The sequence below is a fragment of the Novosphingobium sp. genome, from assembly GCF_030699305.1.
Taxonomy (GTDB): domain Bacteria; phylum Pseudomonadota; class Alphaproteobacteria; order Sphingomonadales; family Sphingomonadaceae; genus Novosphingobium.
Genome location: NZ_JAUYNB010000029.1, coordinates 1 through 24,992, shown reverse-complemented (window position 1 = coordinate 24,992; position 24,992 = coordinate 1). Strand labels below are relative to the sequence as shown.

Genomic DNA, 24,992 nt, shown 5'->3' with positions numbered 1-24,992 from the left:
GGGAACGCTGATCATGGGGCAGGTCAACGTCAACTATGATGATCGGCTTCTCGACGGGATCGACCGCCTTTGCAGTGCCCGGACGCTGTCGCGGGCGGAGCTGATGCGGGCCATCGCGACCGAAGCCGTCGAAGCGCACGATGCCGGACGACTCGCATTCCAGATCGAGGACGGCCCCCGGATCGATGGCAGCCTCAACGCGCTGGCTGCTCAGGTGCGCGAAGCCGTGGTCGAACTGGAGCGGGTCCAGCGGTCCACCCAGCGGCATGAAAAGCGGATGATGGACGCCTGGGTCGGCAACGAGGAATCGATCCGCCAGGCGCAGGAAAATCTGACTGCCCGGGTCAACGACATCAATCGCAAGTCCTACGAGCCCTTCGTCAACAAGGTACGGGATGTCATCGCTCTCATCGAAGGGCTGAAGCCCCAGATCGCCAAGACGCAAGAGGCCGGGTTGGCCAAGGTACTCGACCGCCTCGAAGCGGTCCGCGCAGAAGCCGTCGCGCCGCGCAATCACTACAAGGTCGTGTTCCCGGGAGACTTCTCGCTTCGGTTCCTCGTCGCCTTGGCCTCCGTGATTGGCCTCGTCGGCGCCTTTGTCGTTCTGCTGGCCGCAGCCAATATGGCGTGGCTCGGTGTGCCAATCGCCAAACGGGCACTCCCCACAACCGAACTGGTCTGCCGGGTTATCAATGACCGCTATGGCGTCCGGGACTGCCAGGTGCCCGCCGAATACCGCCGTGGTTATGTGCCGCCCGCGAGGTCGGCCAAATGATCAACCTCTCGGCAGTCGGCACCGCGAGCGGGGCGGGTGAATACTACTCCCAGGACAACTACTACACGACCTCGGAACTAACCGAGGCCAGCGAGTGGTTCGGCCTAGGTGCAGAGGCGCTGGGCCTGCAGGGCATCGTCGAAGAACAGGCCTTCATCGACGTGCTGTCCGGCAAGCTGCCCGACGGCAGCGAAATCACCGCCGTCCACGGTGAACATCGCCCCGGTCTCGACATGACCTTCTCCGCTCCCAAATCTGTATCGTTGCTGGCGCTGATCGGTCGCGACGAGCGCATCGTCGGCGCCTTCCAAGATTCGGTGACCGCAACCCTAGGATGGGCCGAGAAGAACCTTGTCGAGGCCCGGGTCTGGGATCCGGCGGCCAAGCAGCAGGTGGTCGAGAAGACCGGCAACATGGTCGCCGCCACCTTCCTCCACGACGTGAACCGCAACAACGAGCCGCAACTGCATGTCCATGCTGTCATCGCCAACGCGACCAAGGCTTCGGACGGCAAGTGGCACGCGGTCCACAACGACCAGCTCTACCGCAACCAGCACCTCATCGGCGCAGTCCACAATGCCGAGCTGCGTGCCCGGATAGAGGAACTCGGCTACGAGACCACCCCGGCGCGCAATCCGATCGACGGTGCCTTCGAGATCAAAGGCGTTTCCCGCGAGGCGATCGAAGCATTTTCGACCCGCCGCGAGGAAATCCTCGAAGCCCTGGCCCGGGAGGAGCGCAGCAGCCCCCGTGAACGCGAACTGGCGGCGCTCGCCACCCGGCAGGCCAAGAACCCTGAGTTCAGCCCCGAGCAGCGGGGCGCGGAATGGCAGGCGACGGCGGAGAGGGTCGGCTTCGATGGCCGAGGGCTGATCGATGCCGCGGCCGAGCGTTCGGTCCAGCGTGAGACGGTCTGGTCGCGGGTGATCGAGGGGGCACGCGGGATCGGCGCGCGCGGCATGGCGATTGCCGGTACGATGGGCCTGACGCCCAAGGATGGCGATCCGCTGGTGCCCGAGCGATTGGGGCGGCTCGATCCAAAGTCCTTCGCGGCAGCACAGGCCGTGGCGTCGGCGGCGCGTGACCTCGGCGAGCGCGAGGCGGCGTTCGAGCGCAACGACCTCATCCGCACGGCGCTTGAGCGCGGCGGTCCGGTGACCGTCGCGGATATCGAGGCGCGGATTACAGTGCTGGAAGACAAGGGCCTGCTGATCGGCGGCGAGAGGCTGATGACCACGCAGTCGGCCTTGCAGCTTGAGCAGCGGGTGATTGCCCTGGCCGAAACCGGACGCGATGCCGTGCAGCCGCTGGCCGAGGGTAAGGACCTAGGCGCCAACCTCCAGCAAGCCGCGCGCGACCTTGGCCTGAGGCGGCTCAATCCGGGCCAGGAGCAGGCCGGGATCAATGTCCTGCAATCGCGTGACCGGGTGCAATTGATCCAGGGCGGTGCCGGCGTCGGCAAGTCGGCCGCGCTGATGCCAGTGGCGGCCCTGCTCAAGCAGGATGGCAAGGCCGTGTTCGCACTGGCCCACGCCGGACGCACCGCCCGGGACTTCGGCGCCAAGCTCGATGTGCCAGCCTCGACGGTCGACAGCTTCCTCGGCCGGTTCAAACGCGTGCTCGATGGCACGGCCAGCCCGGAGAAGATGGCCGAAGTCAGTGCAGCGCTCTCCGGTTCGGTCATCATGGTCGACGAGGCCTCGCAGATCGGCAACGAGCGGCTCGCCAAGCTGATCGAGCTGGCGAGCGGCATGGACGTCGCGCGCCTGATCCTTGCCGGCGACACCCGCCAGCTTCCGGCTATCGAGGCGGGCAAGCCTTTCGAGCTGCTGCAGAGGGAGGGCCTCGCCACCGCGACGATCACCGAGAACCTGCGCGCGCAGTCGCCACAGATGCAGGCGCTGAACGAAGCGCTGGACAATCGAAACCTCGGACGGGCCTTCGATCTGCTCAAGCCCAACACCGTCGAAGTGCCCTTTGCCAAGGGACCGGAAACCGCCGCAAAACTCTGGGCCAAGCTTCCCGAAGGCGAGCGCGACCGAACCCTGTTGCTCGCATCGGGTCGCGCCATGCGCACTGCCGCCAATTCGGCGGTCCAGCGCGAGCGGATGACGCGCGGAGAGCTGGATGGCGAGGAGAAGCGGGTCAACGTCCTCGACCGCGTCACCATCACGCGCGAGGGAGCGCGGCAGATGCGCGGCTACCAGGACGGGCGGATCGTCGAATTCCGCACCGATCTGCCGAGCCAAGGCTTCAGTCGGGGCGATCGGGGCATTGTAAAGCACGCGGAAGACGGCAGGGTCCGGCTCGAGATGGCCGATGGCTCGCTCCGTCAGTTCACGCCCGACAAGCTGCCCCGCAACCTCGCCCACGATGCCGTCTCGATCTACCAGCAGAAGAACATCGGCGTGTTCGAGGGCGACAAGATCCGCTGGACCGACAACGACCGCCAGCGCGGCCTACTCAACGGCGACATTGCGAAAATCGAGTCCATCGGTCGCCATTCGATGACCGTGCTGACCCACGAGGGCGAACGGCACGAACTCCACCGCGGCGACCGGATGCTCGAACGCCTCGACCTAGCCTACGCCATCAACGTCCACATCGCCCAAGGCATGACCGCCGACAACGGGATCATCCTGATGAGCGAGAAGGAAAAGATGCTGAACTCGACCCAGTCGTTCCTCGTCGCCGTCACCCGCATCGCCGACAGCGCGACCCTGGTGGTCGACAACGTTAAGGCGCTGGAGCGCGATGTGACCCGCAATATCGGCGGCAAGACCTCGGCGATGGAAACCGCGAAGGAACGCCAACTCGAGATCAAGCAGCCCGAGCCGACCAAGGAAATCAGCCGAGATTACGACTTCGAGATGTGAGCCGCAGCCTGCGCTCGCACATGCCCACACATCCACATGTGAACATGACCGCAAGTGAAGGAGCCCACATGACCACAATCGCGATTGTCAGCCAGAAAGGCGGGACCGGGAAAACCACCTTGGCCATCCACCTCGCCGCTGCAGCCGAGCGCAAGGGCGAGGTGGCACTGGTCATCGACGCCGACCCTCAGGCCACGGCCAGCCAGTGGGCCGCATGGCGCGACGAAGCACCGCCTGAAGTGATCGACAGCGCTCCGCCTCGCATCGCCGCCAAGATCGCGCAGGCCAGAGAGGCGGGCGCGACGTTCATCGTGATCGATACGCCGCCGCATGCGGACACGACCGCGAGCAAGGCAATGGAGGCGGCCGACCTGGTGCTGATCCCCTGCCGCCCGAGCGCGTTCGATCTGGCTGCGATCCGGACGACGGCAAGGTTGGTGCAATTGCTGGCGAAACCCGCGTGGGTAGTTTTCACCGCGGGACCGCCGCACGCCGAGCGGATCCATGCCGACGCTGCCGAACTTGTCAGCGGGTTTGGCGTACATGTCTGTCCACACCGGATCGCCGATCGGGCAGTGTTCCGCCATGCCAGCGCTGCTGGGAAGACCGTATTCGAGCTGGAGCCAGGCCGGAAGGCAGCGTGTGAGATCGAACATGTTCACATGTGGGTGTGTGAACATGTGAACATGGCGACATGTGAACTTGTTGGAGGAGAGGCGCGATGAGTCGATTTGCCAAGTTGGCCGACAGGCCGAAGGAAGCGACCGAACCGCGAGCTATTGCGGTTGAGGTTGTCAATTCATCGGCCCCGCCGCCGAGCCGGATCGGACGCAAGGCGATTTCAGGCTACTTTTCGCCAGAGATGTCGCTGGCACTGCACACCTGCGCGCGCAGAAATGGGGTCAGCCTGCAGGCGTTGATGGCCGAAGCATTTGACGATGTCCTTCGCAAGTACGGTGAAAGTCCGATCGGACCTTAGGCCTGACGGGAATGGTGTCTGGTCACATCGTTTCGGATTGTCCGGCTGGGCGCTCACATGTCAGAGGGAGTCACCTCAACGTCGTCATCGCCAGCGTACAATCAGGTCGGTAATTTTCAAAATCTTCAAGCCCTCAATGCAAGCAGCCTTGGCGGCAGCGGGTGCGTTCGATACCGTCCGATCTGTTCGCGGTTATGCTGCTTCGATGCTTTTGCCGGACTTGTCTTCCTTCTGGCATCGGAGCAGAGTTTTTTGATTGTGTTGAGTTTCAGGGGGTTTTGTGGAAATTACCGAATGGCTGGGTCATGGTCTGATCTTCTTTTTCACCAAGATTCCACTCATCGGCGATGCGATGGCTGCTTTCTTGGCTATTGTATTAATTGGAACGGCCTTCGCAATTTCATCTCGTTACAAGCGGGACTTCCACCAGCCTCTTGCAGAAGCGATCGAATCGCGGGTTCGACTTCTTGATGATGTGACTGGCGGTAGTACGGCTGACATCGATTCTGCCCGACTTGCCTTTGCCCATCGGTTTAATGAAATCGATGAGCGGATGATGGAGGTTGGTCACCCCGAGGCGCTCACACTGCGTCGGACTTGGGAGGAGTTTCGGGAGACAATAGTCGATCCCTCTGCGGATGTTCTCCAAAATTCGGCCCGCCCTGAACACTTCTTCGTAAATCTCGGAGACAATCACCGCGGGCTCAATTGGTTTGCAAACATCTTCATCGCTATCGGCCTGCTGATTACCTTTCTTGGCATCATTGCCGCCCTGTCGACTTTGGACTTCAGCGGTGGGGTCGATGCGATGCAGGAGCGCCTTAATGAACTAATGAAGGTCGCGGGCGCAAAGTTTTGGGCTTCAGTGGGCGGTATCGTGGCGTCCATAGTCTTGCGCTCATACGATTATCGGTTCGATAAGCGGATCAATGACGGCCTCTCAATGCTTTGCGACAGGCTTGAGCATGGCATGGCTTATCTTCCGCCGCAGCGCATTGCGAGCGATCAGCTGGAGCAGCTAAAAGAACAGACACCGGCCCTCAGGGCGTTTTCCGAGCAATTGGCTGCAGCCCTTGATGGCGCTCTTGAAAAGCAGATGGCCCCGATGATCACACATTTGGGTTCGATCCAGCAAGGCATCGACAAGATCAGTGGTGGCGGCGGCGAAGCTGTCCGTGATGCCATCGCTTCAAGCGCTGGCGCTGAGATGGCGGGCCTGGCTGATGCGATCGGGGCAATGACGGTGTCGATGGCCACCATGTCAGAGCGACTTGAGAAACAGACCGGAGAAGCAGACCGGCAGATCGAAGAAGCGGTGCGTCGGTTCGGCCAAGCGTCTGACGAGATGCGCACTGCCTTTGGCGACCTTAATCGCAACTTCGGCGTGATCGCCGACCGTATGCGCGAGGAAAATGAGCAAGCGAGCGCACTTGCACGCCAGAGAATGGATGAACTGCTCACCAGCCTCGGCTCGACCCTGGACGACATGAAAGCTGGCCTGGCCGCGGCGGCCACTCAACTCGGGGAAGCCTCGACCAGTGCCGCAAATGACGCTGCGCGGATCGGCCAGGAGGCGATGGAGAAGTCCTTCTCGGAATTCGTGAAGCGCTTCAACGGGGCAGGCACCCCGCTCGTCGCCAGCATGAAGGACGCCGGCAGCGCGATCTCTGTTTCGGCTGACCGGATATCTTCGGCCCAGACCGCTATTGGCGACCACGCTCGCGCTATCGAGCAGGTCGCAGCCCGTTCGAGCGATCTGGCCACGGCATTCGGTACAGTTGCCAACGACGTCGAGGCTGCTGCTGCTCCTGTCCGTCAATCTGCCCTGTCGATCGCCGAAGCTGTCAAATCGGTCGAGACTATCGTTGTGAAGAACGCGCAGTCTTCTGAAAATACCCGAGAGGAGATGCGCGAGCTCGCTGTATCGCTGAGCCAAACGGCATCAGCAGCCTCGTCGGCCTGGTCTGAATATCGGGCCCGCTTTGAGGAAGTCGATCGGTCACTTGGAGCCGCGCTCGAAAAGATCACCGATGCGGCAGGCAGCCATGCCACGAACCTCAACGAACGTGTTGGTCAAATCGACCGCGCGTTGGGCGAAGGTGTGGCGCAGCTTGCAGGTGCACTTGAGCCACTGACAACGCTGCGAGATACGGTCGAGGAGCTGGCCGGAATTCTTGCGAACCAAAATCGGGAAGCTGCTGAATAATGGAAGGCGCCGTTCGCAGGAGACCCCCTGAAGAAGGCGAAAGCTACTTCATGTCCATGACGGACATGATGGTTGGCCTCCTTCTTATTTTCATTATACTACTGGCTTACTTCGCATTGAATTTGCAATCGAAGACCGAAGAGCTGACCGGTGCTAACCGAACCCGGGCAGAGATCCTCAATGACCTGCAGCAGTCATTGAAGGACAAGGGTTTGCAGGTCGAAATTGACACGAAGACAGGTGTGCTGCGCCTGCCTGATGACGTGCTGTTCGACAAAGGACGCTGGGAGCTGAGCGACAGAGGGCAAGCCGCGATCAACAAGGTTGCCAGCGCAATGGTCGAGGTTCTGCCCTGCTATACGACGTCGAATCTCTGCAAAGCGGAGCGCTCAAAGCACATGATCGACGCCGTCTTTGTAGAGGGGCATACCGATTCCGACGCGATGTACGGCGGGATGAACAACTATGGCCTTTCGGTTCGAAGAGCCGAAACGACGTTCACCATGCTTCAGCTCAATCAGCCGGCCTTGCGGGGGTTCCTCAACAAGCCAGCAGGTCAGCCAGGTTCTGCACCGATTCTGGGCCTGAGCGGTTACGGTCCGGATCGCCCTATCGCGCAAGGTGATAGCGAGGCGGCGAAGAAGCGTAATCGACGGATCGACTTGCGGTTCTTGATGACCACACCCAGCGCCGGTTTGGACAAGGACATCTTGAGGCAGGAGCAATGAGCATCCTGCGCGCAGCAATCGATCGGATGGACGCCCTGGCGTCTGCCGGGCTCGCCAAGCCTCCGACAACGCAACCTGAATTGCAGCGGCAACTCGCCAAGCTTGATGCGAGTATCGGTGAGGCGGAGCCAGTTGTCGAATTGAAGCCCTTCTTGCGCAGTGCGGCTGAAAACGGAGCCGAGGCGCTGCCGCGCTTTCAACTCAACCGAGTCCTGCGCGGGGCATGGTGCGATCCAGAGTTTGATGACCTCGGATCTGCGGCTCTCGACCGCGCGGTCGAAGAGCAGCGGCGCAGTTCCGACCAAGCCATGATCGATGGCTACCTCACCTATTTCCCGGTCGACCGGCCTGTTATGGGCAAGCTTGCTGATGCTGCCTCAAGTGCTGCCCAGCGGCACGAGTGGGCATGGCGAGAGAGGGCACGGCAATGGGATTTATTTGCGCCCTCGCAAGGCCCCGCCCGGGTGGCTCAGGATCTACTCGCTCGCGATGACGAGCACGTCTTTCAGCTGATGCGGGAAGTTGGGCTGGGAGCAAATTTGGCGGCGAGCGGCTTTGGCCAGGCAACCTTCGCCAGATTTTGCGTAGCGACAGCAGAGTTGCCGCCGAGCAAGGCAGTCTCGGCGCAGCGCAGCTTGCTGAGGCTCTTTGATAAGGAGGCCTTGGCAGGCCAGATTGAGCTCGTCGTGCGCGCGCTGCTGGAACCTTGGGTCAAGGAGAAGCCCGAGCCCGAGCATCGTAAGGCCATTTCCGAGTTTCTCCTCGACCAGATTGGTGACCCACGCCTTCAGCGACCCCGCTGGGACAGAATCGTCCGTTCGCTGGCAGAGACCATTGGCGCAGAACGAGCACTCACGATCACACAGGTCTTCAAACGCTGGCTCACGGAAGTCGCAATGCGCGAATTCTTCCGGGCTATCGCGAAGACTACCGATCGGCCCGATCAATGGGCCCAACGTGAAAAATTCTGGATGGCCTATCTCGATGCAGGCTTGGTCAGTGACGCTTGGCCAGCCCTTGGCATCCGCGCGCGCAACCAAATCGAAGATATCATTCGGCAAAGTGGCGAACGTCCGGAATACGGCATCATCCGAGGAGGGCCTCCGTCCTCTTCCTCGATCATCATGCAGATCGGTGATCTCAGGATTTCTGAGTGGAGCGACAATGGGTTATGTAGATTTTGGGCGAGTGATGATGGCAAGGCTCCTGGCCTGTATCTAAAATATTACGAAGGTGGCAGCCTTAGGATCATGACCGGTCGTAGTGATTTTGAACATGCCATGCACAGCTCAAGTTGGCAGGGAAAATTTGCGGCCATAATATTCCGCAGAACTTCGATTCAACATCCACAATTGGGCCGAGGGACAATTCGCAATTGGAATAGTCAGTGGTAGATCCAAAGTTCATTGCAACCCAGCAGAGCGATGGAAGCGAGACTATCGCGCTGTTGCGTGAGCGGCCGGGTGGATTGTTTAAGCGGGCCTCAAGCGAAACGGTGCCAGTCTCGGAATGGCCCAAGGTTGCTCCAGAAGCTGGGCAAGCGGCCTTGGCGCTCGCACGCTCGTTCGATCAGGAAGGGCAAATTCTTGAAGAAGACGGAGGGGTCGTCCTTCCCCCTCACATTGCGGCCCAACTGGACGAGGCCGATGCCTTTGCCCTCGGCTTGCCGCCCGCCACGCCTCTGACACTTCAACTGAACTCGAGCGGATCGCTCGCCGAAGGATCCATCACGGTCAATCCGAAATGGATTCGCCGCGGCGGCGCGCCTGTTCGTGCTGATATTCTAGGCGCTCGTGTCCGAGAGGGTGGGCGGGTCAGCCGTATTCCCGAGCCGGTGTTTTCCGCCTTCCAAGCTGCACAAGCTGTTAAGTCAGCAAGTGAGCCCGACGAACGAAGAGCAGCCTTTGCCGAGCTTCGCACACTGCTGGGTGATAAGCTGGGCGCAGGGATCGAAGCCGACGGGTTTCTGGAACGCATCCGCATAGCTTACGCTGCGAACTTCTCGTTGAATGCAAAGACGGATCACGGTCGCTTCGATTTTGACCCCGTTCTCTTTTCAAGACATGTGGGGGAAACGACGGAGGGTGACCTCGTCGATGAGCATGAAGCATCCCTGCTGACCCCGCAGGATACCGTGCATTTTCAACGCAGATTTCGGAGCCAGGAAGGAGGAAGGCGCAGCTATCTCCTTTTCGACGGAACGCTGCTGTTCCTCGACCCCCTTCTGGGTAAAGCGCTCGATATCGTCCGTACCAAGCAGGCAGGGACCTCGCAGGAGAAGCGCGAGTTTTTACGCTCTCCCCAGCGCGTTTTGCGCGAAGAGCTGAAACTCGATGCTACCGGCGATGACGAAGCGGCCGACCGGCTTTTTATCGAAACGCAACAGTTTTCGGAGCGTGTCAGCGGGATCGAGGTCTGGCAAAAACCGGTCCTGCCCTGGATCAAACCGAAGCCCAACAGCTGGCTACCCGAAAGCTTTGGTCTACGGATTGGTGATCCTCCGGATGCCCGGCACGTTGCCCTGGCTCCCGGTGACGCTGAGATTCTCGCTGGCGACCTTGAGACTGCGATCCAGGCGGGAGACGAAACCGTCGCCTGGCGCGACGAGAGCATCCCCGCCACCCCGGCTACCCTTCAGGCAACGCGCGGAATTGCCGATCTTGAGCGACAAATCGCAGCAGAGACAGGAGACCAATCGCGATCTGAGCAAGAACGCGAACCGGTCGATATCTTCTTTCTGCAGGTCGGGGAGAATTTCGAGCAACTCGATTACGCGCGTCTGCCACGGCCGAAGTCCGCTCCAGAGGCATTTGAGGTGCCGGCTCTTCCGCAAGGTCTGAAGTCCGAGCCAAAGCCTCACCAACGCGAAGCGTTTGCCTGGTTGACTGAAGCATGGGAACGCAGGTTGCCGGGCGTCCTGCTCGCCGATGATATGGGCCTGGGCAAGACATTCCAGGCGCTCATGTTCCTGCTCTGGCGAAGGTCCAACTCGGCTCATCCCAAACCAGTTCTGATCGTCGCTCCAACCGGCTTGCTTAAGAATTGGCAAGCAGAACTGGCTCAACACGTCGAGGCTGGCCTCATCGGGCCCGTGATTGAAGCCTTTGGGACAAACTTGCGCAGCTATCGGCTGGAGGCTGGAAGCGACATTCGCGGCGGCACCTCACGGCTCGATTCCGGCGAGTGGGAAGACGCAGGGATCGTCCTCACAACGTACGAAACGATGCGCGACTATCATATGAGCTTCGCGCGCATTCCGTTTGACGCGATCGTCTACGACGAAATCCAGAAGCTTAAGAACCCGGCCAGCCAAATGACCCGGGCAGCCAAGGCGCTCAATGGTCGCCTGCAAATTGCCATGACCGGTACACCAGTCGAGAACCGGCTTCAGGATCTCTGGTCAATTGCCGATACGGTTTACCCAGGCTTTCTCGGATCGAGCCGGGAGTTCGAAAGCAGCTACCCGGCGAACGATCTGTCGGGCCTTGAAGACCTTCAGCGGCGATTGGTCGAGCGTGATGACGAGCTGCCTCCGTTCATGCTCAGGCGCATGAAGGACGAGATCCTCACCGGTCTGCCGGAAAAGACGACGCGAAAATACGCGGTCGAAATGCCGCCTGCCCAAGCGCAGGCCTATGATCTCGTACTCGCAAGGGCGCGCGCTCTTCGTGAGAGCGGCGAGCAAGGCGCGATGCTCAAAGTGTTGCACATGCTGCGCGGGACATCGCTCCATCCGTTGGCACCGCGGGGCGTCACGGATATTGGCGCCTACGTTTCACAGTCGGCGCGCTTGAAGAAGACGTTCGAGATTCTCGAGGAAGTTAAACAGCGCGGCGAGAAGGCACTGCTCTTTTGCGAAGATCTCGAAATGCAGGCCTTTTTGGCCATGGCCATCCAGGAGCGCTTCGACCTCAAGCATAGGCCGATGTGCATCAGCGGAAAGGTGGCCGGTCATAAGCGCCAGGAGATGGTGAACGCATTCCAGAGCTCAGCATCTGCCTTTGACGTTCTAATTCTATCTCCCAAGGCAGGAGGTGTTGGACTTACCATCACCGCTGCCAACAATGTGATCCACCTCTCGCGCTGGTGGAACCCGGCTGTCGAGGACCAGGCGACCGACCGCGCCTACCGGATCGGTCAGACACGTCCGGTCACGATACACATTCCGATGGCCATCCATCCCGATGAAGCGATCGGTCCGTCGAGCTTCGATCAGCGTCTTGACGCCCTCATGGAGCGCAAGCGTTCACTGAGCCGTGGCCTGCTCATGCCGCCCGAGAGCGAGCGGGATGTTGAGGACTTGCTTGCCGACGTGCTCGATGGGAAGCGGCCCGAGCGGCAGGATCAATCCGCTACAACGCCTGAAACGAAGCCCGAATCTGCCCGGGAGCAGGCCAGTTACAGCATTGAGCGTCCCGCTCCGACAGAGCCTCAGGTCAGTCATGAAAAACCCAAATTCTCAGCGAGCGAATCCTTGCCGCCCGCGCCTGAGGAAGTGGCAACGCCTAGTCCGACCGAGGACAGAAACGCGCGATCAGAGGACGCAGCCGACGAGGTTGTGGCAGCGCCGTTGGACAGGCCGTTGGTTCGTCGCCCGATTCTCTCGGTGCGAACTCCTGTTGAAGCGGCAGAAGCACGGGCTTCCCACGTTCAGCGAGTGGTCTTCGAACAATATGGGCAGCGAGACTGGACCATCTTTGAGCAGCACGTCCGGGATGCGAAAATCGCACTGCTTGAGATTCAGGATCCGTACTGCTGCGCTGATGGGCAAGCGCGGGGACGACTCATCAGTTTCATCAGTCGCTTTGGGCAGCTCGCTTCACAAATCGCCGCCGTCCATGTTGTGACCTTCGATGCGGACTCGGTTCAGACGCGGGAACCCGAAAGCACGAACGATCAACGAAAAGATCTCGAAGATCGGTGGAACCGCATGCTGGCATCGGTGCAGTTGCACTTGGCGCAAAAGTCGCGCCGATCCGTCGGAGACCTGCATGATCGTTTCGTCAAAGCCCGTCTGGCTAACGGGGACTCTGTCATCTGGGATTTGGGACGCGGTATCGACGGGATCATGAACGCCCGCTGGTCCTGCGTAGTCAATGCTTTCTACGATAGAGCTTCACCGAACTCGCCCCTAATACACTGAAAGTCTCGTCCTCCATCATTGATTATAAAGTAATGTTCATTGATGGTTAGCGCATGGCGGGTAACGCACGTTACCGTGCGGTAGTGCATTTGCAGGGGGATAATTCAGCAATGCAGGGACGCGATTTCAAAGCTGAAATCGAAGCTGCGCGCAACGATCCCGCTCAGCTGCGCAAGATTGCCGACGAAATTCAGGCGACAGGAGGTTCGCGCCTTCTTGTGATCCGGGCGATCCAGCGTGCCAGGGCTGCAGACACGGGCCCTCATCCACTTGGCAAAGCAAGCGCCGAACTGGGATTGCCTCGGCCAACCGGTCTGCCGCTTTACCGCTACAAGCTTGCGCCCGGAATGTTCGAGCGCATGGAGAAGAAGCTATCGTCCGGCCTCCCGTCTGATTGGCAACGTCCATCACTGGCGCCAGCCTTTGTTCTCTGGGCCGCAGACTGGTTTCGTCGTTCCTATCAGGGAGGGAAGCCGAAATGGGAAGACATTGGCTCGGCCTTAAATGTGCATCTCAATTGGTCTGAATGGACCCGACTTGCCGACCAAGGCTTCGACGCTTGGCAAATTGCGCCCCTAATCAGAGCATCGGACAAAAGTAATCAGCGCCTTGCAAATCTCGCCCGGCAAGGGGGATTTCCTGCGGCTGCCATTGAGAGCGGAGCAGGTTGGCCAAGGAAGTATCTCGCAAGGGCTGTTGGCGAGCTTTTGGGCTCAGATGTGCAGGACATCGGCACCGCACTCGCCATCTGTGAGCGGAACGAATACCTGCTGCCGACGATCTGGCGCAGCCAGGAAATGTACGCGATCTGCGGCGAGCTGGCGCTCAAGATTGTCGAATTGCGCGCATTCGTTGACAAGGAAGTGCCGGCCGATGGTCGTCCTTACTCGGCGCGGCTGGACCAGGCCTACGAGGATTGGCGCGATGAATTGCCAATGACCCTGGACGGGGCGGCGGCGGGCCTGATCGATACGCTGCTGGAAGCAAAAAAACTCTCCAGCAGCGGCAGCATTCGCGTTGGCCGGCTGATTTCACAGCATGGTGAAGATTGGCGTGAATGCCTCGATTTCCATCTAGACGGACGATGGGACGATAAGGATCAGCTGCTTTCGCCCGGCAATCACATTCGCGTATTCCTCCAGCCCTCCGATGGTTTGGCAGACCGCGTCTCCGGCAGACTTGCTTACCTTGAGCACGAAGATGCGAACCGCTGGATCGCGAGACCTATGCGGAGCGACGCTGCAATCGAATTTCCATTCGACCTTCCGGTTACGGCCGAATTTCACGCACGCGGAGATCGGCTGGCTCGCAGTTTTATGCTGCCTGGCGGTAAACCCGTGAACGGCGGGCTGCGTGTATTCGAGCCGCGCGGCACAGATGCCCAGCGCACAACCTTTGCTCTCATCGGCCAAGGCTCCGGCGCTTACAAAGCGGAGCCTGTTTTTATCGATGTTCCAGAGGACTGGTCAGTTCGAGGAAAAGACGGCAACGCCAAGATTGAGCCCGAAGATTTTGCCTTCGCTTCAGGGCGCCGTCTTTACCGGTGCGCGGGCACAATCATAGCTCAGAAGAGCAACGGCGACAGTTTCCTTGTGCGAACCGGACAGAGTGCGGACCGCAAAGACCGGCTCTCGATCGTGGCCAATGCAGTTACCGGAGTGCAGTCGCCTGACGGCGAACAGCTCTTCAAGCACCCGCTCCATGCGCAGGTGTCAGATGGCCTTTCACACCGGGTCGCATCTCGGGGAGAGGTTCGTTGGCGGTTTGCGGGCCAACGTAGCTGGTCTGAAGACTTGGCCGCTGCCGGGCCAGGGTTGTGTGAATTCGCATGGCTCGATGGATCAACAGGCCATGTGCGCGATCGGCTGACTACGTTCGTTCTGCCAGCTGACTTTGAGCTGACACAGCGGAGCAACGGGACACATTCCGATATCGAGCTGAGCGGTTGGGATGGGCCAGCTGTGCTAGGCGACGAAGCACCGAGTTCGGATCACAGCTGGCGAATCCGGATTGATCCTCCTCGACGGGCCTTGCTGACCTTACGCCTAGCCTCCGCTCAAACTCCTGCGTTCGATCTTAAGGTCCCCCTCCAATCGAAGGAATGGCTCACAACCTGGGACGGAGATCTCATCCCGCGCGACACAGTTCTTGGCCTAGCCGATCTTCGTGACACGGTAGCGCGCGTCCCCTCGACTTCGATCCTGATGGGGGAAGTGGCCCATCATGCTGACGCTGCATTGGACGCTAACTGGCGAATTGATGGGGAGCTAGGCCTGTCCGCACTGCGAACGGATATCGCCGCTCTCATGCGCCCCCTTGGCATCGACACTCAGGTCAGGCTCGATTTTCACAACGGAAGCAACGACCACTGGTATGTAACGGAGTTCGGTAACAGCCTCGAGTGGGAACCAAACGGGGGCTTGCGTCCAAAAACCGCGATAGTCGGTGAGGATGTTAGGGTGTGGGCCCGCTCACTTGGTGCTCCAGAGACAGAGCTCGAATTTGGCAGTTACGACGGTCTGCAAAGTGGCCTTGGCGGCCAGCTCATTCACTTACCGCGTCTCAAAGGTGATTGGCTCGTCTATCTTCGTGAGGGCTCCCGCGTCCTCACTCGACCTAAATTTGTCTCTGGCGACCCGGATCCCGTAGTTCCGCAGCATCGGCTTGGCCGGGCCATGGCCCAGCCATTCCTTAAGGCGCAAGAGGACCTGCAGTCCCTCGTTGCCGAAATAGCGCAAGTTCCGACGACGGCAGAGGCCAGTCAGACGATCCAGGTCGTCATGAGACTGGCTTTGTCGCTAAATGGCCTCCCACCGCAGACATTCGAGATCTTCAGCAAATTATTTCACGCCGGTGCACTTGCTCCCCTGCTACTGTACCGCTGTGAAGAACAGCACCTGTCGACCATTCTCGAATTGTTCGACGGGCTTTGTTCGAGCTGGATCCTTTTGCCTTACGGCGCATGGGATGCTGCCTTCCAGGCCCAAGGGCACTATCTCGTCACCCGGCTGGATGACCCCCAATGGGCATTAACCAGGCTCACTGAGCGCCAGAATGAAATCGCAGCGCGGGCACCGCAGTTGGCTCCACTGATTTGCCGCGATTATTCGCCGTCGACCTGGGAGGACGTGCGTAGTCACTTCACCGACCACACGAGCGAGGGCATCAGCACTGACGCTGGCGGCTTCAACCCTTTCCGTCCCGCCTTCCGCGAGCAGCTCCCAAAGGAAAATTTCCTCGAATCCCTCATGCGGGTCTTTGATGCGCCGTTTGTGGCAGCCTTGGCGGCTATGGGTCGGATCACGCTCGACAAGGTACAGATTCTCACGGTGAAAGACGTCGAGCGACGTCATCCTGCATACTTTGCCAAGGCGTATGGCTACGCCCTCACGGAGCTTAAGAATGACCGCTAACAAGATGTCCCAGCCTACCCGTCTGTCGCCGATGGATGTCCATCGGCGCTTGCAGGCTGGCCTCGCAGAAGCGGTCGTGTCGCGGGCTGGCATGAGGCATGAGGGCCTGAACGCTTTTCTCCGGCACAACCTCGCCGGCACCGATCCCTCCAAGGGTGCGTTGCTGTCGGAACAGCTCTTTCAGGCAGCACCCGGCTATGTTTCGTCTGGCAAACGCCCTGATGAACTGGCCTCGCTGCTCCATCCCCGCACGATTGAGGCGATCACGCGAACGTCCGTTTCTGACTTGCGGTTCGATTATCCGGCTTACGAGCACCAGCTGAGAACCTGGGAGCTTCTGCGAAATGCAAACCCTCAATCCGTGTTGGTCTCAAGTGGGACGGGTTCTGGCAAGACCGAGTGCTTCCTCGTTCCGCTGCTTGATGATCTGGTCCGCGCATCTGAAGCCGAGGGGCCGCTGACCGGTGTGCGGGCTCTCATGCTGTATCCGCTCAATGCGCTCATCGCGAGCCAGGAGAAGCGTCTCACGGCCTGGACGAAGCCGCTCACCGGCGATGTGCGCTTCGCACTCTACAATGGGCTGATGGGAACAGCGCGAAAATCAAACCGCGACAAAGCCGAGCACGAAATCCCGCATCAGGTTCTTTACCGCGAAACCCTCCGCGCGAATCCGCCACCCATCCTCGTCACGAACCAGACGATGCTGGAATACATGACGATCCGGCGTGAGGACCGTAAGATACTCGATGCGTCCAGGGGCAAGCTGCGCTGGATCGTGATCGACGAAGCGCATAGCTACATCGGTTCAGCCGCTGCGGAGCTGTCGTTGTTGCTTCGGCGCGTCATGAATGCGTTCGACGTGACGCCCGATCAGGTCCGATTTGTGGCGACCTCAGCCACGATAGGGTCGGCGGATGACGCGGAGGCGGTTGCTTCGCTCCAGAGGTTCCTCTCCGATATCGCCGGCGTCCCTCTTGATCGCACCCATGTCGTAATCGGCAAGCCGCAACCGGTGGACCTCTCGAAGGTGTTGACTGCATCGGACGATCCTACGGCGCGTGTGGTGGCCGAGATGCTCGAAAGGAAGCCGCAGACCATCTCGTCTCTGTCATCCGTCACGACGTCCGCAGAAAAGATCCTGCTCGACCTGTCTGCGCACAATGCCAAAGAGATCAGGCCGGTGCTGCCGATGCGCGCGCACAGTTTTACACGAGCCATTCCTGGCCTGTGGACCTGCATTAATCCGGGCTGCACCGGGGGCACACGGCCGGACGGCTGGCCATTCGGCCCAGTCCTGTTTGATCAGAAGGACAGTTGCCCACACTGCCAGTCGCTGGTGTTCGAGATCCAGAGCTGCCCGGATTGTGGCGAGCCGTTCCTGCCTGTGAACGATCTGGGGGACAGGGTCTTGCCGCGGCGAAGCGATCAAGACACCGATGAGTTTCGCGAAAATAGTTACCGCGATCGGGACCATGACGAAGACGACGAGGAAGAGCGGCAACCGGAGGGCATCGGGCATCCGCGCCTGATCGCTATCAACGCGCAATCCCAGTCGACGCCTGTTGGATTTGACGTCGTCAGCGGCGAATTGAACGGCGAAGCGAGCCAATTCTCGCTGACTCAGTTGAACGAGGGGCGCTGCCCGGCCTGCCTCAGCAACAAGCGGCACGGGCGGCCGGCGATGCTGTCTTTCCGTTTCGGCACTCCGTACCTGACCCAGAATGCAGCGCCGATCCTCCTAGAAGGTGTTTCACCGCATCAGGCAGAGCATGCTTTGCCTTTCGATGGCCGCCAGCTGATCAGCTTCTCCGATAGCCGACAGGGCACGGCCCGGTTTGCCGCCAACATCGAGACCAACGGCGAGCGCGGATTTGTACGCGGGTTCATCTACCATGCGGTGCAAAAGGCGGCTCAAGGCAGCGACCTCCCCGAGGAGAAGCGGCAGGAACTAATCCAGAAGCGGGCAAAGCTCGCGAGCCTGGTCGGTGAAATGCCTTCATTTAAGGACGACATCGCAAAGATCGACGCCGAGCTTAACGGTGTCAGCGCAGCAGGCATTGCGTGGAAGGAACTGGTATCTGCTCTGGCCTCGGAGCCGACAATCAGCATGATGGCGAAGGTCTGGGACCTCGACCGCAGCGAGCGCTATCACGATAATCGTGAAGCACTTGCGCGCTTCATGATGCTGCGTGAACTCGCCCGCAGACCGCGCAACGCCAACGCCATGGAAACGCTGGGTCTGGCTCGCTTGCGTTTCCCGGACATCGAACGGATCGGCAAGGAGAAGCTGCCCGAGGCCGTTGCAGCAAAAGGTTACTCAATCGAGGACTGGCGCGACTTCCTGTATTTCATGGTCGACTATCTCCGAAGCTATTTTGCGTTGGACGTAGACGACGGCGACGCTCGTTGGATGCCCGGTCGGGCGCGTCCCCGGAATGTAATCGGACCTGATCAACCCCCCGGTTCCAAAAGGGATATCCTCTGGCCGTCAGTTAACACGAAAGGTGGGCAACCGACTGCCGTCCTCCTTCTTGCTACCTCCCTGGGTTTGGATATCTCGGAGCCGCGCGATCGCCACGAAATCAATCAACTCCTTCGCACAGCGTGGGAACACATGGCGCCGCTTCTCTCCGGTGTCGGCGGCACATTCAGTCTGCGCCTCGAGAAAACCGCAGAGATCGAAGCCGTGACTAAGACCTGGCAATGCCCGCTAACGCGGCGGGTGCTGCCCCGGCTCGTGTTCGGTCGTTCGCCAAACCTTGTCACCACGGGAACTGGAAGGTTCGACGGCAAGGTGGTCGCGGAAGTCGAATTCCCGAAGCTGCCGCATACCAGGCCGCTCAATTCCGAAACCAAGCAAAGGCTTGCTGACTGGCTGGCTGACAACGAGCAGGTGCGGTCCCTACGCGGCCTGCATCTATGGACTCACCTCCATGACCAGGCAGCGCTGGCGACTCCCTATCTGCGTGCCGAAGAACATAGTGCACAGCAGCCTCCACACCGGCTGCGGGATTTCGAGGAGCAGTTCAAGCAAGGCGACATCAACCTCCTGGCCTGCTCGACGACGATGGAAATGGGCGTCGATATCGGCTCGATTGAGGCGGTCCTGATGACCAACGTTCCGCCCTCAATTGCCAACTACAACCAGCGCGCTGGTCGAGCGGGTCGACGGGGCCAAGGGTTTTCGACAAGCCTCACGATTGCACGTAACACCCCGCTCGATCTGGAAACGTTCGCCGATCCTGCCAGCTACCTCGCCCGCAAGCTCGCATCACCGCGCGTTTCTCTGGATTCGGACCGGATCGCTTTGCGCCACGCGAATGCCTATCTGCTTGCCCAATGGTTCCGAGAGGTGGATGGCGAGTTCGCCCGGACTAAGACGGGCGACTTTTTCGGCTGCCGCGCCGACCTTCGGCCTTTCGAGGGGCTGCCGCCCGTGGACGCCTTCTGCGAATGGGTTCGACTGCCCACTACTGCGGCCAACACAGACGCTGGGCTCACACGCCTGCTGAAGGGTACTGGTCTCGAATTCGACACTGCGATTCGTGAGCACACGGCTGCGATGTTCGAGCAGGAGGCAGCAAACTTCCGACGGACCTGGGAGCGCCTGAAGGACGATGCCGATGCGCTTGAAGGTCCTGCAAAGAAGGCAATCGAGTTCCAGGCGCGGCGCCTGTGCAAGGAGTTCCTGCTCAAGGAGCTGGCCAATCGTTCACTGATACCGGGAAGCGGGTTTCCTACAGCCGTTGTTCCCTTCGATACCTTGTGTGCTGAAACGCAAAAGGCGCAGGAGCGCCATCGCTCGGATGAGGAGGGTACGCGGGATCGCCGCTATGAGTGCTCAACCCGCAATGCCGACATTGCAATCCGTGAATATGCTCCAGGTGCCGAGGTTGTGGTTGATGGCCTCGTCTGGAAGTCGGCCGGCGTAACGCTAAATTGGTTGAGCCCGATTGATAGCGGCCAGCGAGAGCCGCAGAACTTGCGCTGGGCCTGGTGGTGCGATCAATGCGGCGGCGCCGGCTCCGATCACCAGATGCCCGAACGCTGCGACCATTGCGGCGATCCGAACGTCAAGACGGAGCAATTTCTCGAGCCGGCCGGTTTCAGGGTCGACTGGAATGCGCAGCCCCATGCCGACACGGATCAGGCTGTTTACATCGAGCCCAAGTCACCAAAGGTCAGCGTCGGCGACGCCTTGTGGCAACCCTTGCTGCAGCCGGAAAGTGGTCGCATCCGTGCTGCGCACGATGGTTACATCTATCACCATTCGCGCGGGCCAAACGACAAGGGTTACGAGATTTGCCTCGAGTGCGGACGAGCTGGAGAAGCAGGCACCGACGCGCTTAAGGATCACTGGCCGCTGACGCCACGCGACAAGAAAGCGATTGATCGCTGTCCGGGCAACGATCAGGGGTACGCGATCACGCGTGCCTTGGCTTTGGGGCACGAGGTTCTGACCGACGTCGTAGAAGTCCAGTTGCCGGGGCTCGAAAGCGACGGCGCAGCCTGGGCACTCGGCGCCGCTCTGCGCGAAAGTCTCGCCCGCTGGCTTGGCATTGAGCCACGCGAACTGGGAATTTCGGTAGCTGCGAGGGATGGCCAGTTGGGCCGCAAGTTGCCCTCGATCTACCTGTTTGACGAAGCCTCTGGCGGCGCCGGGTATGCGCCGAGATTGCTCGACGACATCTATCATGTGTTTGAACGGGCCTCCCATGTTCTCGATTGCCCCAAGGAATGCGAAATGGGGTGCTCGGCCTGTGTGCTGGCGGCAGATCTCTACAAGCAGCAAGGTCGCCTCGATCGAAACGCGGCGTTGATGGCCGTTCGTGCCTTCCTCGAGACGAATGCCGAGTTGCCCGAGGAGGACCGGGTCGTTGCGGACGCGCAGGCTGTCAACGATGCAGCGAACACAATTCTGCTGCGCGCGCGAAGCGGGGATAGTGTAACGGTATTCCTGCCCGAAGCCTTCGATCTTGCCGAACTGTCATCAATCAAAATGCGATCGTTTTTTTCGTCTGCCTCAGCCCGCGGCGTACCGGTGACGCTGGTTCTGTCCCGTAAGTCATTCGATAACCTGGCTGAAGTGGAGCGCCGGTTCTTGCGCGATACGGCGGTACGCAACGACTTCCGGCTTGCCCTCGGCGAAGCTGCAGGAGGCCGTTTCGGCAACCATCGTATCGCCGAACTGGTCTCCCTGGACAGCGCGAAAGGCTTCTTTTCACGCGACGAGAATGCAACGCAGCCCGGCGAGCGATGGGGGGTTGGTGAAACCCATGCTGTCGTTGCCGGTAGCGTCAATCCGCCGACGCCCTTCACTCTGATAATTGCCGACGACCTCGAGCGCCAAGTCGCTCCCGGGGACAAGGTGGAGGTCATGTTTGGATTTGGCCAATGCCCGGTGGGGCAGTTTGGCAAACGTTTTGGCGCAAAGCTGAAGCAGCATATGGAAGCGGCCGGAATCTGGCATCCGGGCCAGCTCGTCCGAATTTCCTATTCGGACCGCTACCTCAATGCCCCGCTGCCTATGCTTCTGTTCCTTAGGACCTGCGAGGCTCTTGCGGCAGAGCTGAAGGTCGGCGACACAGTCGAAGTCGATGTCGTTGTACAGCCGTTGAAGAAAGACCGGGTGCCTTATCGGATATTCAACGACTGGGATCATGAGGGCGACCGTGAGGACGTTGCGCAGTTTCTGGGTGAAAACCTTGGCCTCGATGTCGCCCTTGAGGTGACTGGTAGCGCTATTCATGGGCGAAAGCTGGAATTGGAATACGCAGACGGGAGCAAGGCTGTAGTCCTGCTCGACCAAGGTTTTGGCTACTGGCGCATCGTAGGCAACCCGCCGAGGCATGACTTCCGCGCGGCCCCGGATGCGCAGGCAAGTGACCTCGCGCGGTCAAACGCTGCAGTGTCGGGGTCTGGGGAAAGCTACTTTGCAGTGACGAAGCAATAAGTGGATACAGGCAGGGTGCGGATCCGAGTGCGCCTTGATGTGATAGGTGAGGTTCCGCAACAAGGTAATATTGCGAGATGCGGCTATCAGAGTTCGTTTTCGACTCGAACTTTGTATAGGGGGCGAAAGCACCGCTTTCACTGATCCTGTTCGGAGTTGTAAAAGTCAGAAACCTTACATAATCGCACAGGGTTGGAGAAGAATTAAGTTTACCTCTATGTGCGGTGCACCTGCGACTAGCGGGGGGAAAGCCGATTATGCTTCTCAAAGGTGACCCTGCCCTGATTGACAGGGCAGGGATCGGCTTGCACCTTGTTGGCTGGGAATACGGGAGTCAGTTGTGTCGAAGAAAATTAGTGGCGCTGAGTATCCTCTCTCCAAGATTTTCTCGTCCGATTTCGAGTATGTCATCCCTTCCTATCAGCGGCCCTATGCCTGGACGCCCGATCAGGCCGGCGAACTCTTCGAAGATCTGATAGCCTTTTTTCAGGCAGAGCAGGAGGAAGGCTATTTTCTCGGCAGCATCGTGCTGATCAAGTCGGAGGACAGCGCCTATTCGCAGGTCATCGACGGGCAGCAGCGTCTGACAACACTTACCATCCTGCTTGCTGCGATGGCCTGTGCGAACGATGGCGAGGATCTTGATGAGCTTCGTCCCTACATCCTTGAACCGGGCAAGAAGATGGAAGGGATCCTTCCCAAGCCCCGCTTGGCGCTGCGCGAGCGCGACAAGGGCTTCTTTGCGAAATACGTCCAGGACCTGAAACTTGAAGCCCTGATCGATCTCGATCCCTCGTCGCTTGATAACGAATCACAAGTCAATATCCGGGCCAATGCGAAGCATTTCGTGCGGGCTGTCGCCGAGGCGTTGCCGACGCCGGAGAAGCTTCGGGAGTTCGTCACCTTTCTGCTGACGCGCTGCTATCTGGTGGCAGTGTCCACAGCCAGCCAGGATTCCGCCTTTCGCGTCTTCTCGGTGATGAACAGCCGCGGCCTCGACCTTCAGCCGACCGATATCATCAAGGCCGACACGATCGGTAAGCTCAAGAGCGAGAGCGACCGGCAGATCTATAACGACAAATGGGAGGAGATGGAGGTCGAACTTACGCGCGATGGCTTCCGGGATCTCTTCACCTATATCCGCATGGTCTATGCAAAGGAAAAGGCGAAGCGCATCCTGCTCGAGGAGTTTCGGACCCACGTCCTTCCAAAAAACCCTGATCCGAAAATCTTCATTGACGACGTTCTCGAGCCATTTGCCGATGCCCTAGATGCGATCCGAAACGCGTCCTATTCCGCGACTTCCCACGCCGAAACGGTCAACTATTTTATCCGGTGGCTGCAACGGATCGACAATTCCGACTGGATCCCGCCGGCGATGCTGTATCTCAAGGAGCAACGGAATAAGCCGAAACGAGTGGCGCGCTTCTTTGAGCTGCTCGAGCGCCTCGCCGCCTACATGCACATTTGCCGCTGGAACGTGAACGATCGCATCGACGCCTATGCCGAGTTGATCAACGATATACAGTCAGGTGCAGAGCCGGACGACATGGCGCAGTTCGAGTTCGGGGACGACGATCACGAAGCGTTCCGCGATGCGCTGGACGGCGACATCTATGAGCTGACGCCGCGACGACGCAATTATCTCATCCTTCGGCTAGATTCCTTTATCTCCGATGGCGCGGCGACCTATGATCCTTCGATTCTAACAATCGAGCATGTCCTGCCGCAGACTGTCCCGGCAGACAGCGAATGGAGGACATGGTGGCCAGATGCGTCCGAACGCAAAGCTTGGGTGCATCGGCTCGCCAACCTCGTGCCACTCAACAAAAAGAAGAACTCTTCCGCGCAGAATTACGAGTTTGGCCCTAAGTGCGATATCTACTTTTCTGGCACCAAAAACGTTTCGTCCTATGCGCTGACTAGCCAGGTCATTGCGGAAGATGAGTGGACACCTGACATCGTAAAGGCGCGTCAGCAAAGCCTGTTGAAAATACTCTACGAGAAATGGGATATAGAAGAGGCTTGAGGTGCTGCGATTGCACAAATGCGGACTCGAAAGGAAAGCGAGAGCGTCGCATGATCCTCATCTGCGAGGTGGGCCTCGTCAAACGTGAATATGCTGCAATCCCCATCGAGAAGGGCAAGCGTGCCGATGCGGCGGTCATGCAGGAGTCTGTCGAGGGCGGCTGCGCCAGTCATTCGTCATCTTCCTCAAGCCGATAGGCAGGAAGCTGACATCGTGTCTCGATGAGCGGGTTCTTTGCCAGAATGTTCCGGAAGTGCCGCAGCGACGAAGTCGCTTCCGCAAGCTGTTTGGCCAGCTTGGCTTCACTGCCCTGTGCGTCGATCAGGGGTTTCAGTCGCTTTGCAGGCCCCAAGGCATCGTCCAGAGCCTTCAATTGAGCGGCATCGAATGGTAGTTTGCGAATGTTCCGGATCGCGATCTGGAAGGTTTCGGTCTGCGGAATTTCAGGAAAGCTGTTTTTGATGCGCTCGGCCAATCGCTCCTGCTCATTGAGCAGGTTGAGGGCGCGACTGGTTGCGGAGGTCGAACCGTGGGCACGAACAGCCCCCTCTACAGCTGCCAAAGCCTTGCGGGGCACAAGCTTAACCTCAAGGTCCAGTGCGCGAGCGATTTGGACGAGGCTGGATAGCTGGAGATCGACGGCGCCCTTCTCGATCTTTGAGATATGGCTTTGAGGCAGGCCGACGCGCTGCCCAAGCTCTTTCTGGGTCAGTGCCTTGGCCTGCCGTGACGCACGAATGGTGGCCGCTTGTTGAGTAGCGCTGAGAATTGACCCAGGAGGTGCAGAAATTATCACTGAGAATTGACCCATGCTTTCCTCGCCCCCGGCTGACAGTCGGGAGGCATCGGAGTGATCGACATGGACCTACTCAGTGTGATCCGCCGCTGGC

12 protein-coding genes are annotated in these 24,992 nt (G+C 59.6%); 11 read left to right on the top strand and 1 reads right to left on the bottom strand.

Going from position 1 to position 24,992, the window contains the following annotated elements; genetic code table 11:
* Positions 1-13: 13 nt before the first annotated feature.
* The 11 genes from Q8Q53_RS11885 (at position 14) to Q8Q53_RS11835 (ending at position 24,102) form a co-directional block, all read left to right on the top strand.
* Entirely contained in the window at positions 14-775 is a 762-nt protein-coding gene (locus Q8Q53_RS11885; RefSeq protein ID WP_305701989.1) for a hypothetical protein, read from the top strand.
* Positions 772-3,651, top strand: coding sequence for a MobF family relaxase (gene mobF / locus Q8Q53_RS11880; RefSeq protein ID WP_305701988.1), 2,880 nt, complete (start codon positions 772-774; stop codon positions 3,649-3,651). Before Q8Q53_RS11885 ends, mobF begins: the two co-directional genes overlap by 4 nt.
* A 68-nt stretch (positions 3,652-3,719) precedes the next feature.
* Complete coding sequence (gene parA, locus Q8Q53_RS11875) at positions 3,720-4,376, top strand: ParA family partition ATPase (RefSeq protein WP_305701987.1); 657 nt, start codon at positions 3,720-3,722, stop codon at positions 4,374-4,376.
* A complete protein-coding gene (locus tag Q8Q53_RS11870) occupies positions 4,373-4,630 on the top strand; it encodes a ribbon-helix-helix domain-containing protein (protein WP_305701986.1) in 258 nt (85 codons plus the stop codon). The genes parA and Q8Q53_RS11870 overlap by 4 nt, the downstream gene beginning before the upstream one ends.
* A 280-nt stretch (positions 4,631-4,910) precedes the next feature.
* Positions 4,911-6,836: an anti-phage ZorAB system protein ZorA gene (gene zorA, locus Q8Q53_RS11865; protein ID WP_305701985.1), complete on the top strand. Its 1,926-nt coding sequence runs from the start codon at positions 4,911-4,913 to the stop codon at positions 6,834-6,836.
* The gene (locus Q8Q53_RS11860) at positions 6,836-7,564 is read left to right on the top strand and encodes an OmpA family protein (RefSeq protein WP_184081893.1); all 729 of its coding nucleotides are present in this window, start codon (positions 6,836-6,838) and stop codon (positions 7,562-7,564) included. Before zorA ends, Q8Q53_RS11860 begins: the two co-directional genes overlap by 1 nt.
* On the top strand, positions 7,561-8,958 hold the full coding sequence (locus Q8Q53_RS11855; RefSeq protein ID WP_305701984.1) for an EH signature domain-containing protein: 1,398 nt from the start codon (positions 7,561-7,563) through the stop codon (positions 8,956-8,958). Before Q8Q53_RS11860 ends, Q8Q53_RS11855 begins: the two co-directional genes overlap by 4 nt.
* A complete protein-coding gene (locus tag Q8Q53_RS11850; RefSeq protein WP_305701983.1) occupies positions 8,952-12,707 on the top strand; it encodes a DEAD/DEAH box helicase in 3,756 nt (1,251 codons plus the stop codon). The genes Q8Q53_RS11855 and Q8Q53_RS11850 overlap by 7 nt, the downstream gene beginning before the upstream one ends.
* Before the next feature lie 53 nt (positions 12,708-12,760).
* Complete coding sequence (locus tag Q8Q53_RS11845) at positions 12,761-16,120, top strand: STY4851/ECs_5259 family protein (protein WP_305701982.1); 3,360 nt, start codon at positions 12,761-12,763, stop codon at positions 16,118-16,120.
* A complete protein-coding gene (locus Q8Q53_RS11840; RefSeq protein ID WP_305701981.1) occupies positions 16,110-22,073 on the top strand; it encodes a DEAD/DEAH box helicase in 5,964 nt (1,987 codons plus the stop codon). The genes Q8Q53_RS11845 and Q8Q53_RS11840 overlap by 11 nt, the downstream gene beginning before the upstream one ends.
* Positions 22,074-22,413: 340 nt before the next feature.
* Entirely contained in the window at positions 22,414-24,102 is a 1,689-nt protein-coding gene (locus Q8Q53_RS11835) for a DUF262 domain-containing HNH endonuclease family protein (protein WP_305701980.1), read from the top strand.
* Between the two features lie 169 nt (positions 24,103-24,271).
* On the opposite strand, the gene Q8Q53_RS11830 is transcribed toward Q8Q53_RS11835, so the two are convergent.
* Positions 24,272-24,913 (bottom strand): helix-turn-helix domain-containing protein, encoded by a 642-nt coding sequence (locus Q8Q53_RS11830; protein ID WP_305701979.1) that lies wholly within the window; start codon positions 24,911-24,913, stop codon positions 24,272-24,274.
* Between the last annotated feature and the right edge of the window lie 79 nt (positions 24,914-24,992).